The following is an 18,123-nucleotide window of genomic DNA, read 5'->3' as shown; positions in this document are numbered from 1 at the left end:
TGGGGGGCCGCCGCCACGCGCCATCCATGGCGCGGGGCGGCTAAACCGGCATCCCTGCCGGTTTACCCCCCAAATCCATGCCGAATTCCGGCCAGCGTGTTTGACGGGGCGCTCAAGATCAAGATCAAAAGCAATGCCGAGGCGGCCTGACAGCCGACCTGATTTCTGAAGCTGGATGGGGTCAACATGTGGGAGGGGGCTTGCTCCCGATGGCATAGGGTCAGTCAACCCATTTGCAGCTGATACACCGCCATCGGGGGCAAGCCCCCTCCCACATTTGGATCTCGATACATCAGGAAAATAGCGGTCTGCTCTTGATCTGGCTTTTGATTTTGATCTTGAGCGCCCCGTCAAACTACGCTGGCCGGAGTGAGGGCATGCCGAGCCTAAGCGAGGCACCGAGTGGTGGGGCGAGGACCTTTTGGTTACTTTTGGGTCCCTCCAAAAGTGAGCCGCTGTAAGAGCGGAACCATAAACGGCCGTGACCGAAGAAATGGATATGTACTCATTCAAGGCCGCGCCCCTCCCGACACCGGCACCGCCCGAATCACCGCCCGAGGCCCCTGCTGCTGTACCCCCGGAATCGCCTTATCCACCGAAGGCAACTGCGGCGCCTGCACATCCGGCATTGCCCAACTATGCTCCGGCTGCAACCCACCCTGGGCCCGACGCATGAACTCATAGCGATTCAACGTAATACTGCGCCCCGCCCCACTGTCCCGAATGATGTAAGGTCGCAAAAACACCATCAAATTGGTCTTGGTCACACTGCGCTTCTCACTGCGAAACAGCGCGCCCAACCCCGGAATATCCGCCAACCACGGCACCCCATCGTTGCTCTGACTGTAGCCATCCTGCAGCAACCCACCCAGCACCATGATCTGCCCATCATCCAACAGGATGCTGGTATCGATTGCCCGCTTATTAGTCACCGTGCCGGCGTCCACCGATGCTCGCGAGTCAACGCTGCTGACCTCCTGGTAAATATCCAGCTTCACCGTGCCGCCCTCGGAAATCTGCGGCCGCACGTTCAGCTTGAGCCCGACTTCTTCACGTTGCACGGTCTGGAACGGGTTGTTGCTGGTGCCGCCGCCGCCCGTCACGTAGCTGCCGGTGACAAACGGAATGGTCTGCCCCACAAAAATGCTCGCGGCTTCGTTATCCAGGGTCAGCAGGTTCGGCGTGGACAGCACGTTGGTTCCGCCCTTGCTCTTCAAAGCACGGGCCAGCACCTTGAGGTCCAATACCTTACCGATCCCCGGAATATCCACCGAGCCGTTGACCAGACCGATGTTCAAACCCTTGGGCAACACATCGATACTGGTCTTGGCCCCGGGCGCGGCATTCAAACCGCTGCCGCCCAGGTTGACGCCACCGAAACCGCCCTTGCCTCCGAGGTTGCCGGCCTGCCATTGCACACCGAATTCACTGGCATCGTCTTCGCCGACTTCGACGATCAGGCTTTCGATCACCACTTGGGCGCGGCGTTGGTCGAGCATGTCGATGACTTCGCGCAGGTTGCGGTACAGCGGGTCGGGCGCGGAGATCAACAAGGTGTTGGTGGTGGCATCGGCCTGGATCGTCACACCGCCAGCACTGAACGCGGTGTTCTGGTCGCTGGAGGCGCTGCCGCTTGTTTGTTTGTCTGAGTTGTAGCTCGGTTGTATGCCGCTGCCAGTGGGTGTACCGCTGCTGTTTTGCGTCGGGTTGCCCGAGGTGCCTTGGGGGTTGCCGCCCATGGAACTGAGCTTGCCACGGGCTTCATCGCTGACGCCGGATTCGCTTTCACCGGTGAGCAACCCGCGCAACGACTGCGCCAGCTTCCCCGCCTGGGCGTTGCGCAGGTACACCACGTGCATATTGCTCGGGTTGCTCTGGGCATTGTCGAGCTTGTAGATCAGGTTGCGTGCCAGCTCGGTGCGCTCGGGGCTGCCGGAGCGGATGATGATCGAGTTGGAACGCGGGTCGCCCACCACGTTGATCTTCTGGGTCTGGTCGGCGCCCTGGGTTTCCAGGAGTTCGGCGACCATGGCGGCGATGTCCACGGCGATACCGTTCTGCACCTTCACTACGTCGGTGTCGATGGCGCTGGGCGTGTCGATGCCACTGATGATCTGCGCGACCCGCGTGAGGTTTTCCGCATAGTCAGTGATAACGATGCTGTTGTTGCCGGGGTAAGCGTTGATCGGGTTGTTGGGCGACACGATGGGACGCAGCACCGGGATCAGGTTCACCGCGTTTTCATATTGCAGGCGGAAGGTGCGGGTTTGCATGCCGCTGCTGCCGGCGCTGTTGGTCGGGCCACCGAGCAACTTGGCATCGGCTTCCGGCACCACCTGGGCCACACCTCCCACGTCGACCACACTGAACCCCTGCATGCGCAGCGCGGCCAACAACATGTCGTAGGCCTGATGCGCAGGCACCTGGCCTTCGCTGACCAGGGTCAGGTTGCCCTTCACCCGTGGGTCCACCAGGAACTGTTGGCCAGTGGCGCGGGACAACGCACGCACCACGGCCTGGATATCCGCGTCGACAAAGTTCAGTTGCACCGGCTGGTCGCCCAGCGGGTTGCGTGCCTTCACCACCGTCGAGCTGTGACCACGGGCGCTGTTGGTCACCGGGTGCTGTACCCGGGCCGCAGGGGCTGGTTCACGCTGGCGCTCCAGCGAACTGTCGACACTGCGGCGGGTTTCGGCCAACGGCTGGCCGAGTTCACTGTCCACCAGCAGCGGTTTGGTCGACTGGGTGTTGCTGCACGCGCTCAGGGCCAATACCAACAGCGGTGCGGCCAAACGAAAAGGCGGGACTGACCACTTCATGAAGCTTCCTTAGCGCCAAGCGCCTGATCCATGCGAACGGTCCCGGACACAGTGCCGGCCGAGTTGTCGACGGTGTCGCCAGCGCGTTGCAAGTGCGCTTCGGACACCTCCAGGGAAAATGAACGGGGGTTGCCCAGCAGCCAATCCACCACGGCATCCGCCGGGGCGTTATCGAAACTCAGGCGCCAACTGCCGGCGTCCAGCGCCTGCAATTGGTAACGGCCTTGCAGACCGGCACCATCCAGTGCCTGGCGCAATGCGGCTTCGTCAGCTGATCGAGGTGCGGCGACGCTCTGCAACAACACCTGCAGGGCCTCAGCCTGGGACCGCAGCTTGGGCGTTTCGGCCTGCCAGTAATCGATCTTTTTCAGCGCGGGCTGCACAAGGATCAGCCAGGTCAACAGACCCGCCAGCACCAACGCGGCACCACTGAGCATGCGTTTTTCGCGCAGGGCCAGGCCATTCCAGAACGCTCGGGATTGGCTGCGCATACGGTGCCATTTATTCATCTTCTTCGAGTTCCGCAGCGGCTGACGCCTCGGTGGGGCCGAGGGTCCAACCGTGGTCATCACGGGTCGCGGTAAAACCGGCCTGGGCCAAGGCGGCCTGCCAGTCGCCTTGGCCCTCCGGGCTACGGCTGTCGGCGAGCAACCCGAGGTGCAGGCGGCCTTGTTCAAAATTCAACTGGTCGACGCTGGCGACCATGAACGGCAGGTTGCTGCCGGCCAGTTGCAACAGGCTGGTAAAGCGCTGACCAGGATCGGCGGCCGCACCGGTCTGCCGCGCCGCCAATTGTTGACGGGCCTGCTGCAATGGGTTGAGCACCACCGGCAACTCGGGGAATACCTGGCGCACCTGTTGGCTCATCAATGCCTTCAGCCGTTGGCCTTCATCCACCTGGCGGGCGGCGTAGAGGTTCAGGCCCAGGGTCCAGATGGCGGTGGCCAAAGCCACACCCGTCAGCGCCCTGCCCCAACCACCGGTGGCCGCTTGGCTGAGACGGCCGTGCAAACCCCAGGCGGGCGTGGCCCCGTTCCAACGCTGAGCCGCATCCACCCACGGCACGTCAAGCGCCGGCTGGCCCAACGGATGCACCGTGCCTTGTTGCAGGCTGTCGCGGCTTAACCAGTAGCCTTCCTCCAGCACCGCCGTCGCCACCGGCAAGGCAAAGGGCGCCGGGTACAGACCGCGCAGTGTGAGTGGTACTTGCGCCAGGACCTGGCCAAGGTGTTCCAGCCCTGCCCTCGGCACCCAGGCGACCTGCACAGCCCCATCGCTGCCGCGTGGGCCGTGGGCGACCACCATCTGCTCCACCGGGCCAAGGATCAACGCCTGGGCCGCACAGGCCACGGCCGCGGCGGTCTTCGCGGCCGGCAGTGGCGGTAGCTCCAGGCTGGTCAGCAAGCTGTCGCGTGGGTGCAAAAAGCAGTCGACCGCCTGACGCTGTTTACCCAACTGCCTGAGGCTCTCCTGACCTTCGGCCACCACTACGCCGCGCTCCAGCCAGGCAAACGTCACCCGGCTGTCCACGGTGAGTTGATCGAGTGGCGGCAAGCCAATACGCAAGCGTTTCATGCGCCCACCCGCGACCAGATCACCCGAGGCATGCGGTCTTCGGGGCGATGCAACAATGCCTCGATCGTTACCCGGCGTTGCTCGCGCCGAGCCTGGCCCTGCAAGCGAAACCACTCACTGGTGATGCCCACCTGCACCGACTCCACCGCCACCTGGGGCATGCGCAGGCGGTTGACGAAATCCCCACGATTGATAAACCAGTGCCCGCCGTCACGTTCGGCCACCAGTGCCTGGGCCTGGGCCAGGCTGAGTTGCGGCACCACCGCACTGAGCACTTCGGCACGGGCCGTGTTGCCGTTGACCCAGGTGTTGCCGGGCAACACGCTGATATACGCCTGCATGCGCTGCAACACTTGCGGGTCGAGACCTTCGATAGCGCTCAAGTCATCCAGGCTACGCAGCATCGGGTATTTGGCGGGCAAATCAGGCTGGTCATAGGACGCAATCACCCGCTGGCTGATACGTCGGCTCACCGCTGGGTCGACCCGAATCAAGCGGCACAGGCGCTCGAAACTCTGCAATTGCTCAGTATCCAAGCGCTGGCGATTGACCAGGTTGCGCAGGTTGAATTTGCCTTGCTCGTCTTCAATCCGCCCGTCGAACACACCATTTTGTGCGCGTGCCCAAGGCTGGTCGAGGCGCGTCAGCACGTCCTTTTGCCGGACTTCCCAGAGCAACTGCCGGCTGCGTTCCAGGCTACCCTGCAACAACCATTGGCCCTGGATACGCGCTTGCTCCGCCTCCAGGCTGCGGGTGAACACGGTCTGGCGCGTGAGCATGGCGCCGGCAATCACGGCCACCACTGCCGCGATCAGCAACGCGCTGATAATCGCCATGCCGCGCTGCTTCGCCGCTACGGGCGAATACCGTTTCATGGGGCGCCCTACAACTGCCAGGAGCCGATGTCGGCATTCACGCCATCACCATCCGGTTGGCCGTCGGCGCCCAGGGAGAACACATCCACCTCACCATTGGCACCTGGGTTGAGGTAGTGATAAGGGTTGCCCCACGGGTCGTTGGGCAAGCGTTCAAGGTAGGCGCGCCAGTTGCTGTTTTTCGCATCGGCCGGGCGTTCCACGAGCACTTTCAATCCCTGGTTCATGCTGGGGTAGTTGCCATGGTCGAGGCGATACAGCTTGAGCGCCTGCATCAAGCCGGCGATGTCCTGCTTCGCCGCCGTGGCTCGTGCCTGGTCCGGGCGATCGAGCACTTTGGGTACCACCATCGCCGCCAGGATCCCGAGGATGACCACCACCACCATAATCTCGATCAGGGTAAAGCCGCGTTGGCGGCGAGGGCCTGGCAATGGGGCGTTCAGGGGCGCGATATCCATCTCGACATTCCTTGGCTTGGGTTCAATTCGTGGCGCAGTGTTGCAAGAACACATGTCAGTCGTATTGAAAATCCTCGGGAGGTTTAGTCGCCAATCGGTCAACTGCCCCAGCTAGTCTGCGGGCCTGGTCCAAGGCTTTGAGAGCGCCATGAACGGCCGTCGCAACGAGCAAGGTTTCACCCTGATTGAAGTGCTGGTGGCGCTGGCAATCATCGCCGTGGCCATGGCCGCCGCCGTGCGCGTGGCCGGGTTGATGACCCAGAGCAATGGCCTGCTGCGGGACAAATCCATCGCATTACTGGCAGCCCAAAGCCGCCTGGCCGAATTGCGCCTGGGCGGGCATTTGAGCAGCGGTAAAAAGACTTTCGATTGCAACCAGGGCCGCCTGAAACTGCGCTGCGAACAGACCATCAACGCAACGGGCCGCCTGTTTCAGGTCAATGTGCAGGTGCTGGACGCCAGCCGTGACGTACCGCCGCTGGCGCGTCTCGACACCCAGGTCATGGCCGAGTGAGCAGCGGCAATGCAGGCCCTTCCGGCAACTTGTCGAGGTTGAAGCGCAGCTTTTCATTTCCGCGCTCGATCTCTACCCCATCACCTTCAATGGCCGTCAACCGTACGCCCGGGCTCAAGCGCTCACCCAGCAAAAAGCTGCGCGGTGGGCCGTCGTTGAGGCTGAGGATCGCCACCGCACCACGGGCCCCGGCCAATACGCCCGAGACCTTGACCTGCAGCGCCACTGGCGCATTGGCAAACCACTGCAATGCCGGGTTATCGCTGCGCGCCGCCAACACCTGGGGCGCCGCTTGTGGTGTATGGGATTCAGCGGTGGAGAGCAGCAACGATGTCCAGTACGCGACGCCGGCCAAGCCCGCCAACAAGGCTAGGGCCTGCACGCCGTGGGCCGGTGAAAAACGATGGGCGAATGCCATGGGCAGGACCTCCTGTTTGTCCGAGCTTGCAGCCTACAGGGCAATTCATACGGTTTTATTTCTCGAACTCGCCAGCTTTCCAGGTGCCGACCGATGAAACAGCAAGGCTTCACCCTGATCGAGTTGATGGTGGTGCTGGTGATCATCGGTATCGCCAGCGCTGCCATCAGCCTGACGATCAAACCCGACCCGCTGCACCTGTTGCGCAAAGACGCCGAACGCCTCAGCCAACTGCTTCAAGTGGCCCAGGCCGAAGCCCATGCCGACGGCCGCCCGATCACCCTGCGCACCGACGCCAAGGGATTTCGCTTCAACCGTCGCAGCGACGATGGCCTGACCATCGAAGCGTTCAAAGGCGACGCCCAACTGCGCCCGCGTCTGTGGGAAAGCACACCGATGCAAATCTCGATCGAGCCCAAACAGGCATTGGTCCTCAATGCTGAATGGGTCAACCCGCCTCTGCGCGTGGTGCTGTCCGACGGCCAACACAGCCTCAGCCTGCAACGCGACGCCGCCGGCCTGCTGCGCGTAGTCACCCAGCCATGAACCGCTCACCACAGGCGATGTGCACAGAGAGAAGATGAAATGAATCAATCCCAGCAAGGCTTTACGCTGATCGAGGTGATGGTGGCGATCATGCTGATGGCCGTGGTCAGTCTCATCGCCTGGCGCGGCCTCGACAGCGTCACCCGCGCCGACCAGCACTTGCAAGCCAGCACCGAGCAGACCGAGGCCCTGCTGCGCGCCGTGAACCAACTGCAACGCGACCTCAGCCTGCGTGCCAGCGTCGAACTGAGCGCACCGGGCAACACGGAAGACGACACCGCCAAACCCGCCGGGTTGGCGGCAGTGAGCGTGCGCAGCTCCGACAGCAAAGGCTTTCGCCTGGACATCATCCGCAGCGCGCCGGCTGCCGGGGATGGCCTGCTACGGGTGCGTTGGTGGCTCAAGGGTGATGCACTTTATCGAGCCGCCGCCCCCGCACGCGACCACTTCCCGCTGCCGGCGGCGAAGGACGGCGTAGCGGTGTTGACGGGGGTCAGTGATCTGCAGGTGCGGGTGTGGGAGATGGACAAGGGCTGGCGCCAACTGAGTGGCAATCGGCGGGAAGATCCGCAAGGGTTGGAATTCAGCCTGGTCAGGCAGACGCCGCAGGGAGTGGAGCGGTACCGGCAGGTGGTGGGGCCGTTGTGGTGAGGAGAAACGAGCAACCGCCACGCGTTAACTCAACAACACCACCCCACCCGGCAACTCCGTGCACTTGGCCCCATAGGCATCGCGAATCAGCAACGCCACCCCGGTCAACTGTTGCAGACTGAACCGCGCCTGCACGCGCCGTTGCCCCAGCTCCTTGTTGAGCAATACCAACATCCCCGACCGGTAGCGGTTGATCTCGTCTACCACGGTGGCCAGGGTGGCATTGTTGAACACCAGCACTTTTTCACGCCAGGCCACGACGGCTTGGGTATCCACTGCCACCGGTTCGCCGATACCGTTGGGGCCGTAAGTCAGTTGTTTGCCGCTGCCAAGGCTGACGCTGTTGCCGGCAGCATCCACCGACAGGGAACCGTCGATGCAGGTCACGCATACGTCATGGTCGGTGTAGCGCACATTGAAGCGGGCCTGGGCCGCGCTGACCCAGCCTTGCCCCGCCTGAACCTTGAGCGGTTGTGCGAGACGGGCGAGCACTTCGACTTCGCCCTCAAGCAGTTCAATGCCTTGCCCCACGCGACTGATGCGGGTCTGGGTATTGAGTTCCAGGCTCACGCCGTCACTCAGTTGCACTTGGCGCTGCTCGCCGACGGCGGTGCGGTAGTCGGCGGTCAGCCCGGCAAAGCCGCCCGGCACGCCGACACGCACCATCACCACCGCTGCCGAGGCCGCCAGCGCGCCCCCCAGGAAGGCGCGACGGCCAAAGTGACGTGGGCGTTCCAGTTGCTCGGCGGCTGCGCCCAATTGTTGCCAGAGCACCTTGGCCTGCTCGAACGCCTGGGCATGCTCGGGGCTCTGGGCGCACCAAGTGCGCAAGGCTTTAGCGTCGGCCACGGTGGCGCGGCCCGAGGTCAGCAACACCAGCCAGTCGCGCGCTTCGTCGTGCATGGGGTTGGCGGGTTTGTCCCGGGCGGCGGAGAGGTTAAAGATGTTCAAGCGCGCAGATACTCACGGTTTTATCAGGGACTCGCTACTAAGACGGTTTGCCGGCCCCGGGACCGAACCGCTGAATCACTTTTCTTTCGAGGCGCTTGGCGCAGTGCCCCAGGGCGGCCTTGATTTCCTTCTCGACCATGCGCGTGGAAATGCCGAAACGCTGGGAGATTTCCAGGTGCGGCGCTTCTTCCAGGCGAGCGGCGATGAGGATCTTGCGGCGGCGTGCCGGCAGTTCGTAGAGCGCCTTGACCAAGGACTGGATTTCCCGCTGGCCACCCACCACCCGCGATGGGTCCTGGGCTTCGTCGGCGGTTTGCAGCAGTTCTTCGACCTCGCTGCCAGTGAGCAGGCGGGCATCGGCCTGGCGCCGGTCAGCGGCAATGTTCAGTGCCATGCGGTACAGGTAAGCATTGGGTTGCTGCAGGTTCGGTGGCACTTCCATGCGGTCGACTCGCAGGAAGGTTTCATGCAGCACGTCGTTGGCCAGATCTTCCGACCCCAAGCGCTTGCGCAGGCGCACCTTGAAGTCCTCGTAGGACGCCAGGAACAAGCTGACCATCGTGCTGTGCCCGGTATTCTTCATGCGCCCGAGGCTCCTTTCCCTGCTGTGCATTCCATGCGCGTTCCTGTGGTGTCGGGCATCAAAAGTAAGGTCACCGGCTGGCGCAGCGAACTCGGCGCGGGACGTTCGACCCGTGCCGCGCCAAGGCTGCGCACCAGCGCCTCATCGCGTTGTTCATCGCCGGTGGAGCTGACCAGCCGGCTGTGTTCGATCAAGCCGTCGGGGCTGACCCATACCTGTACCAGCGCACGAAAACTACCGGGACGGGTCAGCGGCGAGCGGCACAAGCTGGCCTCTATCGCCTGCTGCAACGCCGTGGCGTAACTGTTGTTGACTCGCGCGGCATTGCGCGCCGACGCCCCACGGGCCGAAGGCACCTGCTCGGCCTGGGGCACCTGCAAGGTAAACGCATCCTCACGGGCATAACGCGCCATCAGCCCACTCCCCGTCAGTAGCACCGCCAGCGCCTCTTGCGCAGTAAAACGCCCGCGCACAGCAATGGAACGCCGGCCCCGTGCCAGTTCACGGTCGACCAGCACGGCCATGCCGGTGGCGCGGCTGTAGGCGTGCAGTGCGTGTTCCAGATCTTGCGCCGGCAGGTCCAGCATCAGCTCAGGGGGTTGGGCCTGGGCAGGCTCGAACCCGCTGAGCAGCAACAGCAAGACCAGGGCGCCGACAGCCCGCCTCCAGCCCTTCTGTTCACCCCCCGCTCTGCATCGCTGCACGGCCGACGTGTCCTTGAAAACCGTCATCCTGAGGCTCGTTTATGAACCTGATGTTACGGTGATAGCAAAAAAAACATCACGGTGACGCCGACCCCGCTGCACTACACTTTGCCGGGTTGACGGCCCCTCTTCGCGGGCCCGCCAGGAGGCCCCGATGAAGCGTTCCCCCACCCTCGCCAGCCTGCTGCTGTGCGCCACCCTGCCACTGATCGCCCACGCCGAAACCGCTGCCAAGGGCTGCACCGAAGTCACGGTGGATGGGTATAAAGCGCCCGACTATGGCTGCCTGAGCCAACAGATGGGCAACGACCCGGACGCGTCCAAAGCGGCGCAAAAAAACCGTGAGGCGCAGAACGTACCGGTACAGAAACGGCCACCGAACCAGGTGGGCTTATCCACGCCAGCGGCGACCAGTGTTCGCATGGGCAATACGTTTGGGACGTCGGTGAAGCCGCAACGGCCTTGAGAGACACCGATGTGCATGTAGTGAGCGGGCTTGTCCCGCGCTGGGTGGCGGAGCCACCCCAACAGGGGCGCCGCGGTGTTTCAGAAAGACCGAGGTGCCTGGATTTGGGGCGGCTTCGCCACCCAGCGCGGGACAAGCCCGCTCACTACAAGAGTTAGTCCGTGCTTTAGGACAAGCCCCCTCCCACAGTTACGCAAGCGCCGCATTGGCAGGCACCGCCGCAGGACTGCCACTGGCTACAAAATCTTCCTTACGCAGCACCACCAACGCAATCAGCGACACTACCCCCGTCGCGACGTAGAAATACCACGGTGAAGTGATATCGCCGGTCACCTTGATCAACCAGGTCGAGATCAACGGCGCACTGCCCCCAAACACCGCCACCGGCACGTTATATGCCACTGCAATCCCAGTGGAGCGGATACGCGTCGGCAACAGTTCACTCATCAGCGCATAGGTCGACGACGCATACAACCCAAACAAAATCGCCACCGCCATCAACGGCGCAAAGAACGTCGTCGGTGTGGCGGTCGGTGCCGACTTGAACAGCCAGAACATCGCCAAGGTCGCCAGCGTGCCGATCACCATCAGGAACGGCTTGCGCCCGTACTTATCAGTGAACGCCCCACCAAATGGCATCACGAACGCCGCCGAGAAGCTCGCGACAAACACATAGAGCAAGGTGGTGCCACTGTCGAACTTGAGGATCTTGGCCATATAGGTCGAGGCGAAAGTCAGCACCAGGTAAAAGATCGAGCTGTGCAAGGTGATGATAAAGAACACCAGGGCAATCGCCCGCTTCCACTGCCAGACTTCGCGCAGCGGTGCGCGGGAAGTTTGCCCGGCGCGTTGCAGGGCGAGGAACTCGGGGCTGTCTTCGAGCTTCAAGCGGATGTACATGGAGATAAAGCCCAGAGGCGCAGCGATCAGGAACGGCACGCGCCAGGCCCATTCCTGCATCAGGTCGGCGCCCAGCACCCAGGTCATGCCATTGGCCACCGCACCGCCCAGCAACAGGCCGAGTACCGCAGTGACCATCAACCAGCAGGTGGCGAAACCACGACGGCCGGGGCCGGCGTATTCGGAGATAAAACTGGTGACGGTGCCGATCTCGCCCCCCGCCGAGAAGCCCTGCACGCAGCGCACCAGGATCAGCAGGATCGGCGCCGCGATGCCCAGGGTCGCGTAGGTGGGCAGCAAACCCAGCAACACAGTGGAGCCGGTCATCATCACCAGCGCCATGATCAAGGTTTTGCGGCGACCGATCTTGTCCGCCAATGGGCCGAAGAACAGCCCGCCCAGGGGTCGGATAAAAAAGCTCAGGGCAAACGCGGCAAAACTGGCCAGCAGGCTGGTGGTGGGATCATCGGAGACGAAAAACGCCTGGCCGATGTACACGGCAAGAAAGCCGTAGACGCCGTAGTCGTACCACTCGATCAAGTGGCCGGAGGTGGCGCCGAGAAACGCACGGCGCCGCTTGCGCAACGTGTCTTGCGGGTGAATGCCCATCGTGGGGACTCCTTGTCTGTTGTTCTGTCCATGAAAAAACGCGGGCTAGTGAGTCGCGGCGATACTCGCGTCTTTCAACCACTGCCGCAAGTCGGTCTTGAGGATTTTGCCGTAGCTGTTCTTGGGCAACTCGTCACGGAACAGGTACTTCTTGGGTTTCTTGAAAGACGCCATGCGTTCCACAAACCACGTCGTCAGTTCGGCGTCGTCCAGAGGCTCGCCGCTGTGGGTCACCACAAACGCCACCACCGACTCGCCCCACTGCGCGTCCGCCTCGCCCACCACGCACACTTCAAACACCTCGGGATGCTGGGCCAGCACTTCCTCGACTTCACGCGGATACACGTTGCTGCCGCCACTGATGATCATGTCCTTGGAGCGATCCGTGAGCGTGAGGTAACCGGCCGCGTCGAGAAAGCCGATGTCGCCGGTCAGCAGCCAACCGTCGACCAGGGTTTGCCCGGTAGCCTCGGGGTTGCGCCAATAGCCTTGCATCACCGTGGCGCCACGCACGGCAATTTCGCCACGCTCGCCAGTCGGCACCGGCTGGTGCTGGCCGTTGAGAATCTGGATTTCAACGCAGGATTGCGCGTGGCCGACGGACGCGGCCAGGGTAGCCCAATCGACACGTTGGCGGTCGGCGATCACTGCCCGGGGCAGCACGCTGATGGTCATCGGGCTTTCGCCCTGGCCGTAGATCTGCACCAGGCGCGGGCCGAAGCAGTCGATGGCTTCACGCAGGTCAGCCAGGTACATCGGCCCACCGCCGTAGACGAGGGTCTTGATGCCTTCGCCGTGGTAATCCTGGCGCCGCGCCTGCTCGACCATGCGCTTGACCATGGTCGGCGCGGCGAACAGCGAAACATTGCCCAGCTCGGCAGCCAGTGCGAACAGCTCGACCGCGTCGAAGCCCTGGGAAGCCGGCACCACATGGCGTGCACCGCAACGCACATGAATGAAGTTGTAAAGCCCGGCACCATGGGACATCGGCGCCACATACAGCGCCGCATCATCGGCATGCACCGCGTCGACATCCGTGGAGTAACACAACGACATGGCAATCAGGTTGCCATGGGACAGCATCACGCCCTTGGAACGCCCGGTGGTGCCGGAGGTGTAGAACAGCCAGGCGAGGTCCTGGTCCTGGCGCGGTACCGGTTGCGCCAAGGTCGGCCAGCCACGGGTCGGCGGTAGCAGGTGACCGTCCAGTTCCTTGCAGCGCAGGGGAAGGTCCCGCGACGAAAACACCTGGCCGCCGTCGGTGAAGATCAAGCGCGCCTCGGCGTTGTCGGCAATCCACGCAGCCTCCGCTGGATGCAGTTTGGCATTGATGGGCACGGCCACCGCGCCCATCCACCAGATTGCGTAGAGCAATTCCAGGTAATCGCAGCTGTTCTTCATCAGCACCGCGACGGCATCGCCCGGTGCCAGGCCATGCTGGTCCACCAGGCAAGCGGCGCGCTGGCGCACATGGGCAGCAAAGGTGGCGTAGTCGGCGACTTGCCGGGCACCGTCGAACAACGCCGGACGCTGTGGATGACGGCGTTGAGTGTCGTGCAGCCAGTTGGCGATGTTCATGGTTCAGTACCGGCGTGCGTGCAGGACCGAGGCGTAGTTGGCCACCGCCATCCCGCCCATGTTGAACACCAGGCCGAACTCAGGGTTGGGCACCGCCAGGCCAATCGGTTCGCCGGTCAATTGTCGAAACGCCAAGGCATGCATCGACACACCGGTCGCGCCCACCGGATGCCCCTTGGCCTTGAGCCCACCGGAGAGGTTCACCGGCAGTCTGCCGCCTGCGCGCACCACGCCGCTGTCGAGCACGCGATGGCCCTCGCCTTTGGGCGCCAGGCCCATGGCTTCGTAGATCAACAGTTCGGCGATGGTGAAGCAGTCGTGTACCTCGGCGAAACTCAGGTCGGCCAGGGTGATATTGGCCCCTCGCAGCGCCGTGTGGATCGCCCGTTGCGGGCCTTCGAAGGCGAGGATGTCGCGTTGGGCAATGGGCAGCGTGTCGTTGACCTGGGTCATCGCGCGGATCTGCACATCGCGGCGAAACGCCCGCGCCCGCTTGGGCGACGCCAGGATGATCGCGGCGGCACCGTCGCTGATCAGCGAACAATCAGTCAAGCGCAGGGACTCGGCCACGAGCGGATTGCTCTTGGACACGTTGTTGCAGTGTTCAAAATCCATCACCCGATGCATCTGCGCCAGCGGGTTGGCCATGGCATTGGAGTGGTTCTTGGTGGCGATGGCCGCCATCGAGGCCAGCGGGCATTGGTAGCGCTCGGCGTATTGCCGGGCGGCGCGGCCAAACAATTGCGGGAAGCTCAGGCCGGCTTCCGCTGGGTCGTTCTGATAGCCGGCACCGGCCAGGGCCTGGGTGACAGCAGCCGTGGAGGTGTGGGTCATCTTCTCGGCGCCCACCACCAATACCAGCTCGGCGCTGCCGGACAGGATCGCATTGACCCCGGCCTGGATCGCCGCTGAGCCGGACGCACAGGCATTTTCACAACGGGTGGCCGGCTTGAAGCGCAGCCCCGGGTCAGCTTGCAACAGCAGCGAGGCGGCAAAACCGTCGGGCACCAGCCCGGAATTGAAGTGGCCGAGAAACAGCGCGTCAATCTCTGATGCATCAATGGCCGCATCCTTTAGGGCTTCGCGGGTGACCTGTACGATCAGGTCTTCAAGGGTGGTGCCTTCCAGGCGACCAAAACGCGAATGACCAGCGGCAACTATGGAGACGCAATCAGCAGGCATATTCAATTTCTTCTGGTGTGGGTCTAAACATTGCCTACAATGAGCCACCCTTGGTCGCTCGCCAATTCGTGTAACTACTTACATGGATAAGTAGTAGCCGAAGCGATACACCACGAGGCAGGACGCCCAATGACCGTGTTTGCACAACCACTCCAAGATATCGAGCGCCTGGCGTTCCGGCTGTCTCCCGCGCCACAAATCGTCACCCGCCACCGCGTGATCGTCGACTGCAACGAAGCCTTCCTGAAGCTGTTCGGCTACCCCCGCGAAGCCCTGGTCAACCAGTTGACCCTGCTGATCTACCCGTCCCAGGCCGATTATCACGCCATCGGCAAGCGCAGCCATGACTGGCTGCTCGACAGTGAAAACGGCTTCTACTCCGATGAACGCTTCATGCAGCACAAAAACGGCGAAGTGTTCTGGGCCAAATCCCACGGCTACACCCTCACTCCCAAAGACCCGTTCAAGCTGATGATCTGGCACTTCGAGCGCCTGGACCGTACCCATGCCGGCACAGGAGACCTCACGCCACGGGAACGGGAAATCGCCATGCTGATCGTCAACGGCCTCAAGTCCAAGGAAATCGCCCTGCGCCTGGGGATTTCCCACCGCACGGTGGAAGTACACCGGGCACGGTTGATGAAGAAGCTGGAGGTGAAGAACATTGTGGAGTTGGTGTCGAAGATGATTTTTGTCGGTGGGCGCAGCTGGTTATAGCCAACCATTACAAACCCCGGTCCCGTGCTGGCTACGCTGAACATTGCTCAAGAAGAGCTTACCCACGTAGCGATGTTTAAAGGACTAATACCATGGCGCACACTGATCGTTCCTCACCTGCCACTCAACCCCGTAAAACCCCACCGCCCGTCGAGGGCAGCGGTTCCAACTTGCTCACCCTGGACAACGCCGGCCCCGTGCAGATGGGTTTCTGGGTACCCAACCGCGTGTGGGCGACCGCCAATTACCTGGTGCCGCTGCGCAACTACATCGCCGCGATGAAAAAAGCCGGCACCCTCGCGCCCATGCAACCGCAACTGGTGGCGTTCAAGCAGTGGGTCACCCACAACAGTGTGTACCGCATGTGGGTGATGTCGATGATCCAGCAGTCCAACGCCTTCGTGATGACCCTGCCGCCCCAAACCCGTGACCAGATCAAAACCGAGGATGGCGACGCGGTATGGATCGATGGCTACGACAGTTTCTTCGAGATTCTCAACGAGATCGTTACCACCTCGTCCTCCTTCAACGACACCGCCCAGGTGGGCACGCCCATGAATGGCTTCCTGGCGATTTCCATGGCCACCGAAGCCGGTGTAGCGCTGTTCCATGACGCGACCTTCAACCAGCAGTTCAAGAAGGTGCTCGACACCTGGAACGCCTACCTCAAGAGCCCGCAATCCCTGGACAAGCTCGACATCAACAACCCCGAAAAACCAGGCTCGTGGATCTCCAAGGCCGCGTGGAAAGCCGGGGTCTGGCACCAGATGGAGCACGATCCGAAAAAGCCTGGTTATGGCTTCGCTTCGTGGAACGACTTTTTCATCCGCAAGTTCGTGACCGGCGCGCGGCCATTCCAGGGCGATGCCAAGACTCAGGTCGACATCGGCTGCGAGACCACGCCCTGGGAGTACCAGAACAATATCGCCTTCGAGAGCGACTTCTGGATCAAGGACGTCAATTACTCGCTGCTGGACCTGTTCGCCGGCGAGAGCCGGTGGGCCAAGTTGTTTGAAGGTGGTCAGCTTTACCAGGGGTTCCTGTCCGCCACCCACTACCATCGCTGGAACGCACCGTTGGACGGCACCCTGGTGCGTTCATGGGTACAGCCCGGCACTTACTTCGCCCAACGCCCGGCTCAGAAGGAAGGCCCGGGCACCTGGGAAGGCACCGAGTCGCAACCCTACCTCGGCCATGTGGCGGCCCGGGCGATCTTTATTTTCGAGCACCCCACCTGCGGGTACGTGGCGCTGATCTGCATCGGCATGGTGGAAGTCTCGACCTGTATCATCGAGCCGGCGTTTATCGTTGGTGAAGGCAGTAAACCGGTCGTCATCAAGCGTGGCACCGAAATTGGTCATTTCGAGTTCGGTGGTTCCACCCACGTGATGCTGTTCCAGCGTGACCGCGTGCGGTTGGAAGAATGGGCAATCAATGCAGTGAAACACCGCCAGGCGCCAAAACCGACGCCCATGGGCAGTGTGATTGCCACCGCTTTGGACACGCACAAACCCAAGTAAACGGCGCCGGGCAGTTAGGCGGGGGTCGCCCACCCCGCCTGCTGCTCAAAGCCTTCGAACAACTCAAGAATGGTCGCCTTGACCTTCTGCACGGCGTTGCTCTGCACCGCCGTGTCCGGCCAGCACAAAGACAGTTCACGGCTGAACAAGCGATGGTCGATACGTGCCAGCTTCAGTCGGTTCTGCTCCAGCTCCACATGGGCCGCCGCCCACGGCAACACGGTCACGCCGAGCCGCGCCAGCACCGCCGAAAACAACAGGTCGGTGGAATTGGCTTCGAACTCCACGGCAAACGGCAACCCGGCCTCCTGCATGGCGGACTCGACACGACTGCGAATGGTGTTCGGCGCACAGGGCAGCACCAGCGGCATCCGCGCCAGGCTCTGGATGCTCAACGGCGTCGGTGGCAATTCGAATTCCGGCCACGCCACCAGATACAGGGTCTCGCTGAATAGACGCCGGGCGATCACACCCCGCGTCGGCACCCCGTCAACCTGCACGGCCAGCGCCACACGGCCCTGGGTGATCAAACCAGCCAACTGCGCACTCGGCGCGTCGATTAGCTCCAGCTTGATACCCGGATAACGGCTGCGAATGGTACGCGCCAGGGGTATCGCGAGCATCCGCGCCGTGCTCGACGGCATGCCTACCGAGACCTTGCCCTGGGGGTATTCGGCGTCCTGGCGCAGCAACTCGTGGGTGGCGTCGGCCTGGCGCAACAGGTCGACAGCGTGCCGGTACAAGGTCTGGCCGGCGGCGGTGGGCACTACGCCTTGGGCGCTGCGTTCGAGCAGTTGCATCCCCATGTCCTGTTCCAGGTTGCGCATCTGCTGGCTGATGGCCGGCTGGGCGATGTGCAGGGCCTCGCTGGCACGGGTGATGTTGGCGCATTCGACCACTTTGACGAAGTACCGCAACTGGCGCAGGTCCATGACTGTCCTCCTCGAAAGTCTTCGACTCTATATAAAAATCCGATGCCACCAAAGGAATTTCATATTTGTTGCTTATGCCGTCGCATCCTAGATTGACCTCACAACAAGAAGGCCCGATCAGGGCC

19 protein-coding genes are annotated in these 18,123 nt (G+C 62.6%); 6 read left to right on the top strand and 13 right to left on the bottom strand.

Annotated elements, in window-relative coordinates:
• Positions 1 to 509 precede the first annotated feature (509 nt).
• The 5 genes from gspD to gspG are packed head-to-tail and all read right to left on the bottom strand — an operon-like array spanning position 510 to position 5,727.
• The gene (gene gspD, locus AC07V4_RS21225) at positions 510 to 2,819 is read right to left on the bottom strand and encodes a type II secretion system secretin GspD (RefSeq protein ID WP_492637995.1); all 2,310 of its coding nucleotides are present in this window, start codon (positions 2,817 to 2,819) and stop codon (positions 510 to 512) included.
• Positions 2,816 to 3,328 (bottom strand): type II secretion system protein M, encoded by a 513-nt coding sequence (locus AC07V4_RS21220; protein WP_492637996.1) that lies wholly within the window; start codon positions 3,326 to 3,328, stop codon positions 2,816 to 2,818. Before AC07V4_RS21220 ends, gspD begins: the two co-directional genes overlap by 4 nt.
• Entirely contained in the window at positions 3,321 to 4,394 is a 1,074-nt protein-coding gene (gene gspL, locus AC07V4_RS21215; RefSeq protein ID WP_492637997.1) for a type II secretion system protein GspL, read from the bottom strand. The genes AC07V4_RS21220 and gspL overlap by 8 nt, the downstream gene beginning before the upstream one ends.
• Positions 4,391 to 5,269, bottom strand: coding sequence for a type II secretion system minor pseudopilin GspK (gene gspK, locus AC07V4_RS21210; protein ID WP_492637998.1), 879 nt, complete (start codon positions 5,267 to 5,269; stop codon positions 4,391 to 4,393). Before gspK ends, gspL begins: the two co-directional genes overlap by 4 nt.
• Positions 5,270 to 5,277: 8 nt before the next feature.
• A complete protein-coding gene (gene gspG / locus AC07V4_RS21205) occupies positions 5,278 to 5,727 on the bottom strand; it encodes a type II secretion system major pseudopilin GspG (protein ID WP_431752937.1) in 450 nt (149 codons plus the stop codon).
• A gap of 148 nt (positions 5,728 to 5,875) precedes the next feature.
• Between gspG and gspI the strand changes: the two genes are divergently transcribed.
• Positions 5,876 to 6,241 (top strand): type II secretion system minor pseudopilin GspI, encoded by a 366-nt coding sequence (gene gspI / locus AC07V4_RS21200; RefSeq protein ID WP_492637999.1) that lies wholly within the window; start codon positions 5,876 to 5,878, stop codon positions 6,239 to 6,241.
• Here the strand turns inward: gspI and AC07V4_RS21195 are convergent.
• Positions 6,228 to 6,659, bottom strand: a complete 432-nt coding sequence (locus AC07V4_RS21195; protein WP_492638000.1) for a type II secretion system protein N — start codon at positions 6,657 to 6,659, stop codon at positions 6,228 to 6,230. The genes gspI and AC07V4_RS21195 overlap by 14 nt on opposite strands.
• Before the next feature lie 93 nt (positions 6,660 to 6,752).
• Here AC07V4_RS21195 and gspH point away from each other — a divergent pair, with 93 nt between their 5' ends.
• Positions 6,753 to 7,205, top strand: a complete 453-nt coding sequence (gene gspH, locus AC07V4_RS21190) for a type II secretion system minor pseudopilin GspH (RefSeq protein WP_492638001.1) — start codon at positions 6,753 to 6,755, stop codon at positions 7,203 to 7,205.
• A gap of 39 nt (positions 7,206 to 7,244) precedes the next feature.
• Positions 7,245 to 7,856, top strand: coding sequence for a type II secretion system protein GspJ (locus tag AC07V4_RS21185; protein WP_492638002.1), 612 nt, complete (start codon positions 7,245 to 7,247; stop codon positions 7,854 to 7,856).
• Positions 7,857 to 7,880: 24 nt separating this feature from the next.
• Here the strand turns inward: AC07V4_RS21185 and AC07V4_RS21180 are convergent, their stop codons facing one another.
• The 3 genes from AC07V4_RS21180 to AC07V4_RS21170 are packed head-to-tail and all read right to left on the bottom strand — an operon-like array spanning position 7,881 to position 10,031.
• Positions 7,881 to 8,807, bottom strand: a complete 927-nt coding sequence (locus AC07V4_RS21180) for a FecR family protein (protein ID WP_492638003.1) — start codon at positions 8,805 to 8,807, stop codon at positions 7,881 to 7,883.
• Between the two features lie 37 nt (positions 8,808 to 8,844).
• Complete coding sequence (locus AC07V4_RS21175) at positions 8,845 to 9,390, bottom strand: RNA polymerase sigma factor (RefSeq protein ID WP_492638004.1); 546 nt, start codon at positions 9,388 to 9,390, stop codon at positions 8,845 to 8,847.
• Positions 9,387 to 10,031, bottom strand: coding sequence for a secretin and TonB N-terminal domain-containing protein (locus tag AC07V4_RS21170; RefSeq protein ID WP_492638110.1), 645 nt, complete (start codon positions 10,029 to 10,031; stop codon positions 9,387 to 9,389). The genes AC07V4_RS21175 and AC07V4_RS21170 overlap by 4 nt, the downstream gene beginning before the upstream one ends.
• Positions 10,032 to 10,248: 217 nt before the next feature.
• Here AC07V4_RS21170 and AC07V4_RS21165 point away from each other — a divergent pair, with 217 nt between their 5' ends.
• The gene (locus tag AC07V4_RS21165; protein WP_492638005.1) at positions 10,249 to 10,560 is read left to right on the top strand and encodes a hypothetical protein; all 312 of its coding nucleotides are present in this window, start codon (positions 10,249 to 10,251) and stop codon (positions 10,558 to 10,560) included.
• Positions 10,561 to 10,749: 189 nt separating this feature from the next.
• Here the strand turns inward: AC07V4_RS21165 and AC07V4_RS21160 are convergent, their stop codons facing one another.
• The 3 genes from AC07V4_RS21160 to AC07V4_RS21150 are packed head-to-tail and all read right to left on the bottom strand — an operon-like array spanning position 10,750 to position 14,829.
• Positions 10,750 to 12,069: an MFS transporter gene (locus tag AC07V4_RS21160; RefSeq protein ID WP_492638006.1), complete on the bottom strand. Its 1,320-nt coding sequence runs from the start codon at positions 12,067 to 12,069 to the stop codon at positions 10,750 to 10,752.
• A gap of 45 nt (positions 12,070 to 12,114) precedes the next feature.
• A complete protein-coding gene (locus AC07V4_RS21155) occupies positions 12,115 to 13,647 on the bottom strand; it encodes a class I adenylate-forming enzyme family protein (RefSeq protein ID WP_492638007.1) in 1,533 nt (510 codons plus the stop codon).
• 3 nt (positions 13,648 to 13,650) lie between these two features.
• Positions 13,651 to 14,829: an acetyl-CoA acetyltransferase gene (locus AC07V4_RS21150; protein ID WP_492638008.1), complete on the bottom strand. Its 1,179-nt coding sequence runs from the start codon at positions 14,827 to 14,829 to the stop codon at positions 13,651 to 13,653.
• 129 nt (positions 14,830 to 14,958) lie between these two features.
• Between AC07V4_RS21150 and AC07V4_RS21145 the strand changes: the two genes are divergently transcribed.
• Both AC07V4_RS21145 and AC07V4_RS21140 read left to right on the top strand, forming a co-directional pair.
• Positions 14,959 to 15,546 (top strand): LuxR C-terminal-related transcriptional regulator, encoded by a 588-nt coding sequence (locus tag AC07V4_RS21145; protein ID WP_492638009.1) that lies wholly within the window; start codon positions 14,959 to 14,961, stop codon positions 15,544 to 15,546.
• A 92-nt stretch (positions 15,547 to 15,638) separates the two neighbouring features.
• Positions 15,639 to 17,066 carry a phophatidylserine decarboxylase associated domain-containing protein gene (locus AC07V4_RS21140; protein WP_492638010.1) on the top strand — a complete coding sequence of 476 codons (1,428 nt, stop codon included), beginning with the start codon at positions 15,639 to 15,641 and terminating at the stop codon, positions 17,064 to 17,066.
• Positions 17,067 to 17,080: 14 nt separating this feature from the next.
• Here the strand turns inward: AC07V4_RS21140 and AC07V4_RS21135 are convergent, their stop codons facing one another.
• Complete coding sequence (locus AC07V4_RS21135; protein ID WP_492638011.1) at positions 17,081 to 17,998, bottom strand: LysR substrate-binding domain-containing protein; 918 nt, start codon at positions 17,996 to 17,998, stop codon at positions 17,081 to 17,083.
• Positions 17,999 to 18,123 lie beyond the last annotated feature (125 nt).

The sequence above is a fragment of the Pseudomonas sp. GW821-FHT03A09 genome, from assembly GCF_059421065.1.
The sequence above is the reverse complement of the archived record's forward strand: the minus strand, read 5'-3'. Positions and strand labels throughout refer to the sequence as shown.

Excerpts from the sequence above, each read along its gene's own strand:
- gspD (WP_492637995.1), bottom strand. The coding sequence starts at position 2,819 with ATGAAGTGGTCAGTCCCGCCTTTTCGTTTGGCCGCACCGCTGTTGGTA.
- AC07V4_RS21220 (WP_492637996.1), bottom strand. The coding sequence starts at position 3,328 with ATGAATAAATGGCACCGTATGCGCAGCCAATCCCGAGCGTTCTGGAAT.
- gspL (WP_492637997.1), bottom strand. The coding sequence starts at position 4,394 with ATGAAACGCTTGCGTATTGGCTTGCCGCCACTCGATCAACTCACCGTG.
- gspK (WP_492637998.1), bottom strand. The coding sequence starts at position 5,269 with ATGAAACGGTATTCGCCCGTAGCGGCGAAGCAGCGCGGCATGGCGATT.
- gspG (WP_431752937.1), bottom strand. The coding sequence starts at position 5,727 with ATGGATATCGCGCCCCTGAACGCCCCATTGCCAGGCCCTCGCCGCCAA.
- gspI (WP_492637999.1), top strand. The coding sequence starts at position 5,876 with ATGAACGGCCGTCGCAACGAGCAAGGTTTCACCCTGATTGAAGTGCTG.
- AC07V4_RS21195 (WP_492638000.1), bottom strand. The coding sequence starts at position 6,659 with ATGGCATTCGCCCATCGTTTTTCACCGGCCCACGGCGTGCAGGCCCTA.
- gspH (WP_492638001.1), top strand. The coding sequence starts at position 6,753 with ATGAAACAGCAAGGCTTCACCCTGATCGAGTTGATGGTGGTGCTGGTG.
- AC07V4_RS21185 (WP_492638002.1), top strand. The coding sequence starts at position 7,245 with ATGAATCAATCCCAGCAAGGCTTTACGCTGATCGAGGTGATGGTGGCG.
- AC07V4_RS21175 (WP_492638004.1), bottom strand. The coding sequence starts at position 9,390 with ATGAAGAATACCGGGCACAGCACGATGGTCAGCTTGTTCCTGGCGTCC.
- AC07V4_RS21165 (WP_492638005.1), top strand. The coding sequence starts at position 10,249 with ATGAAGCGTTCCCCCACCCTCGCCAGCCTGCTGCTGTGCGCCACCCTG.
- AC07V4_RS21160 (WP_492638006.1), bottom strand. The coding sequence starts at position 12,069 with ATGGGCATTCACCCGCAAGACACGTTGCGCAAGCGGCGCCGTGCGTTT.
- AC07V4_RS21155 (WP_492638007.1), bottom strand. The coding sequence starts at position 13,647 with ATGAACATCGCCAACTGGCTGCACGACACTCAACGCCGTCATCCACAG.
- AC07V4_RS21150 (WP_492638008.1), bottom strand. The coding sequence starts at position 14,829 with ATGCCTGCTGATTGCGTCTCCATAGTTGCCGCTGGTCATTCGCGTTTT.
- AC07V4_RS21145 (WP_492638009.1), top strand. The coding sequence starts at position 14,959 with ATGACCGTGTTTGCACAACCACTCCAAGATATCGAGCGCCTGGCGTTC.
- AC07V4_RS21140 (WP_492638010.1), top strand. The coding sequence starts at position 15,639 with ATGGCGCACACTGATCGTTCCTCACCTGCCACTCAACCCCGTAAAACC.
- AC07V4_RS21135 (WP_492638011.1), bottom strand. The coding sequence starts at position 17,998 with ATGGACCTGCGCCAGTTGCGGTACTTCGTCAAAGTGGTCGAATGCGCC.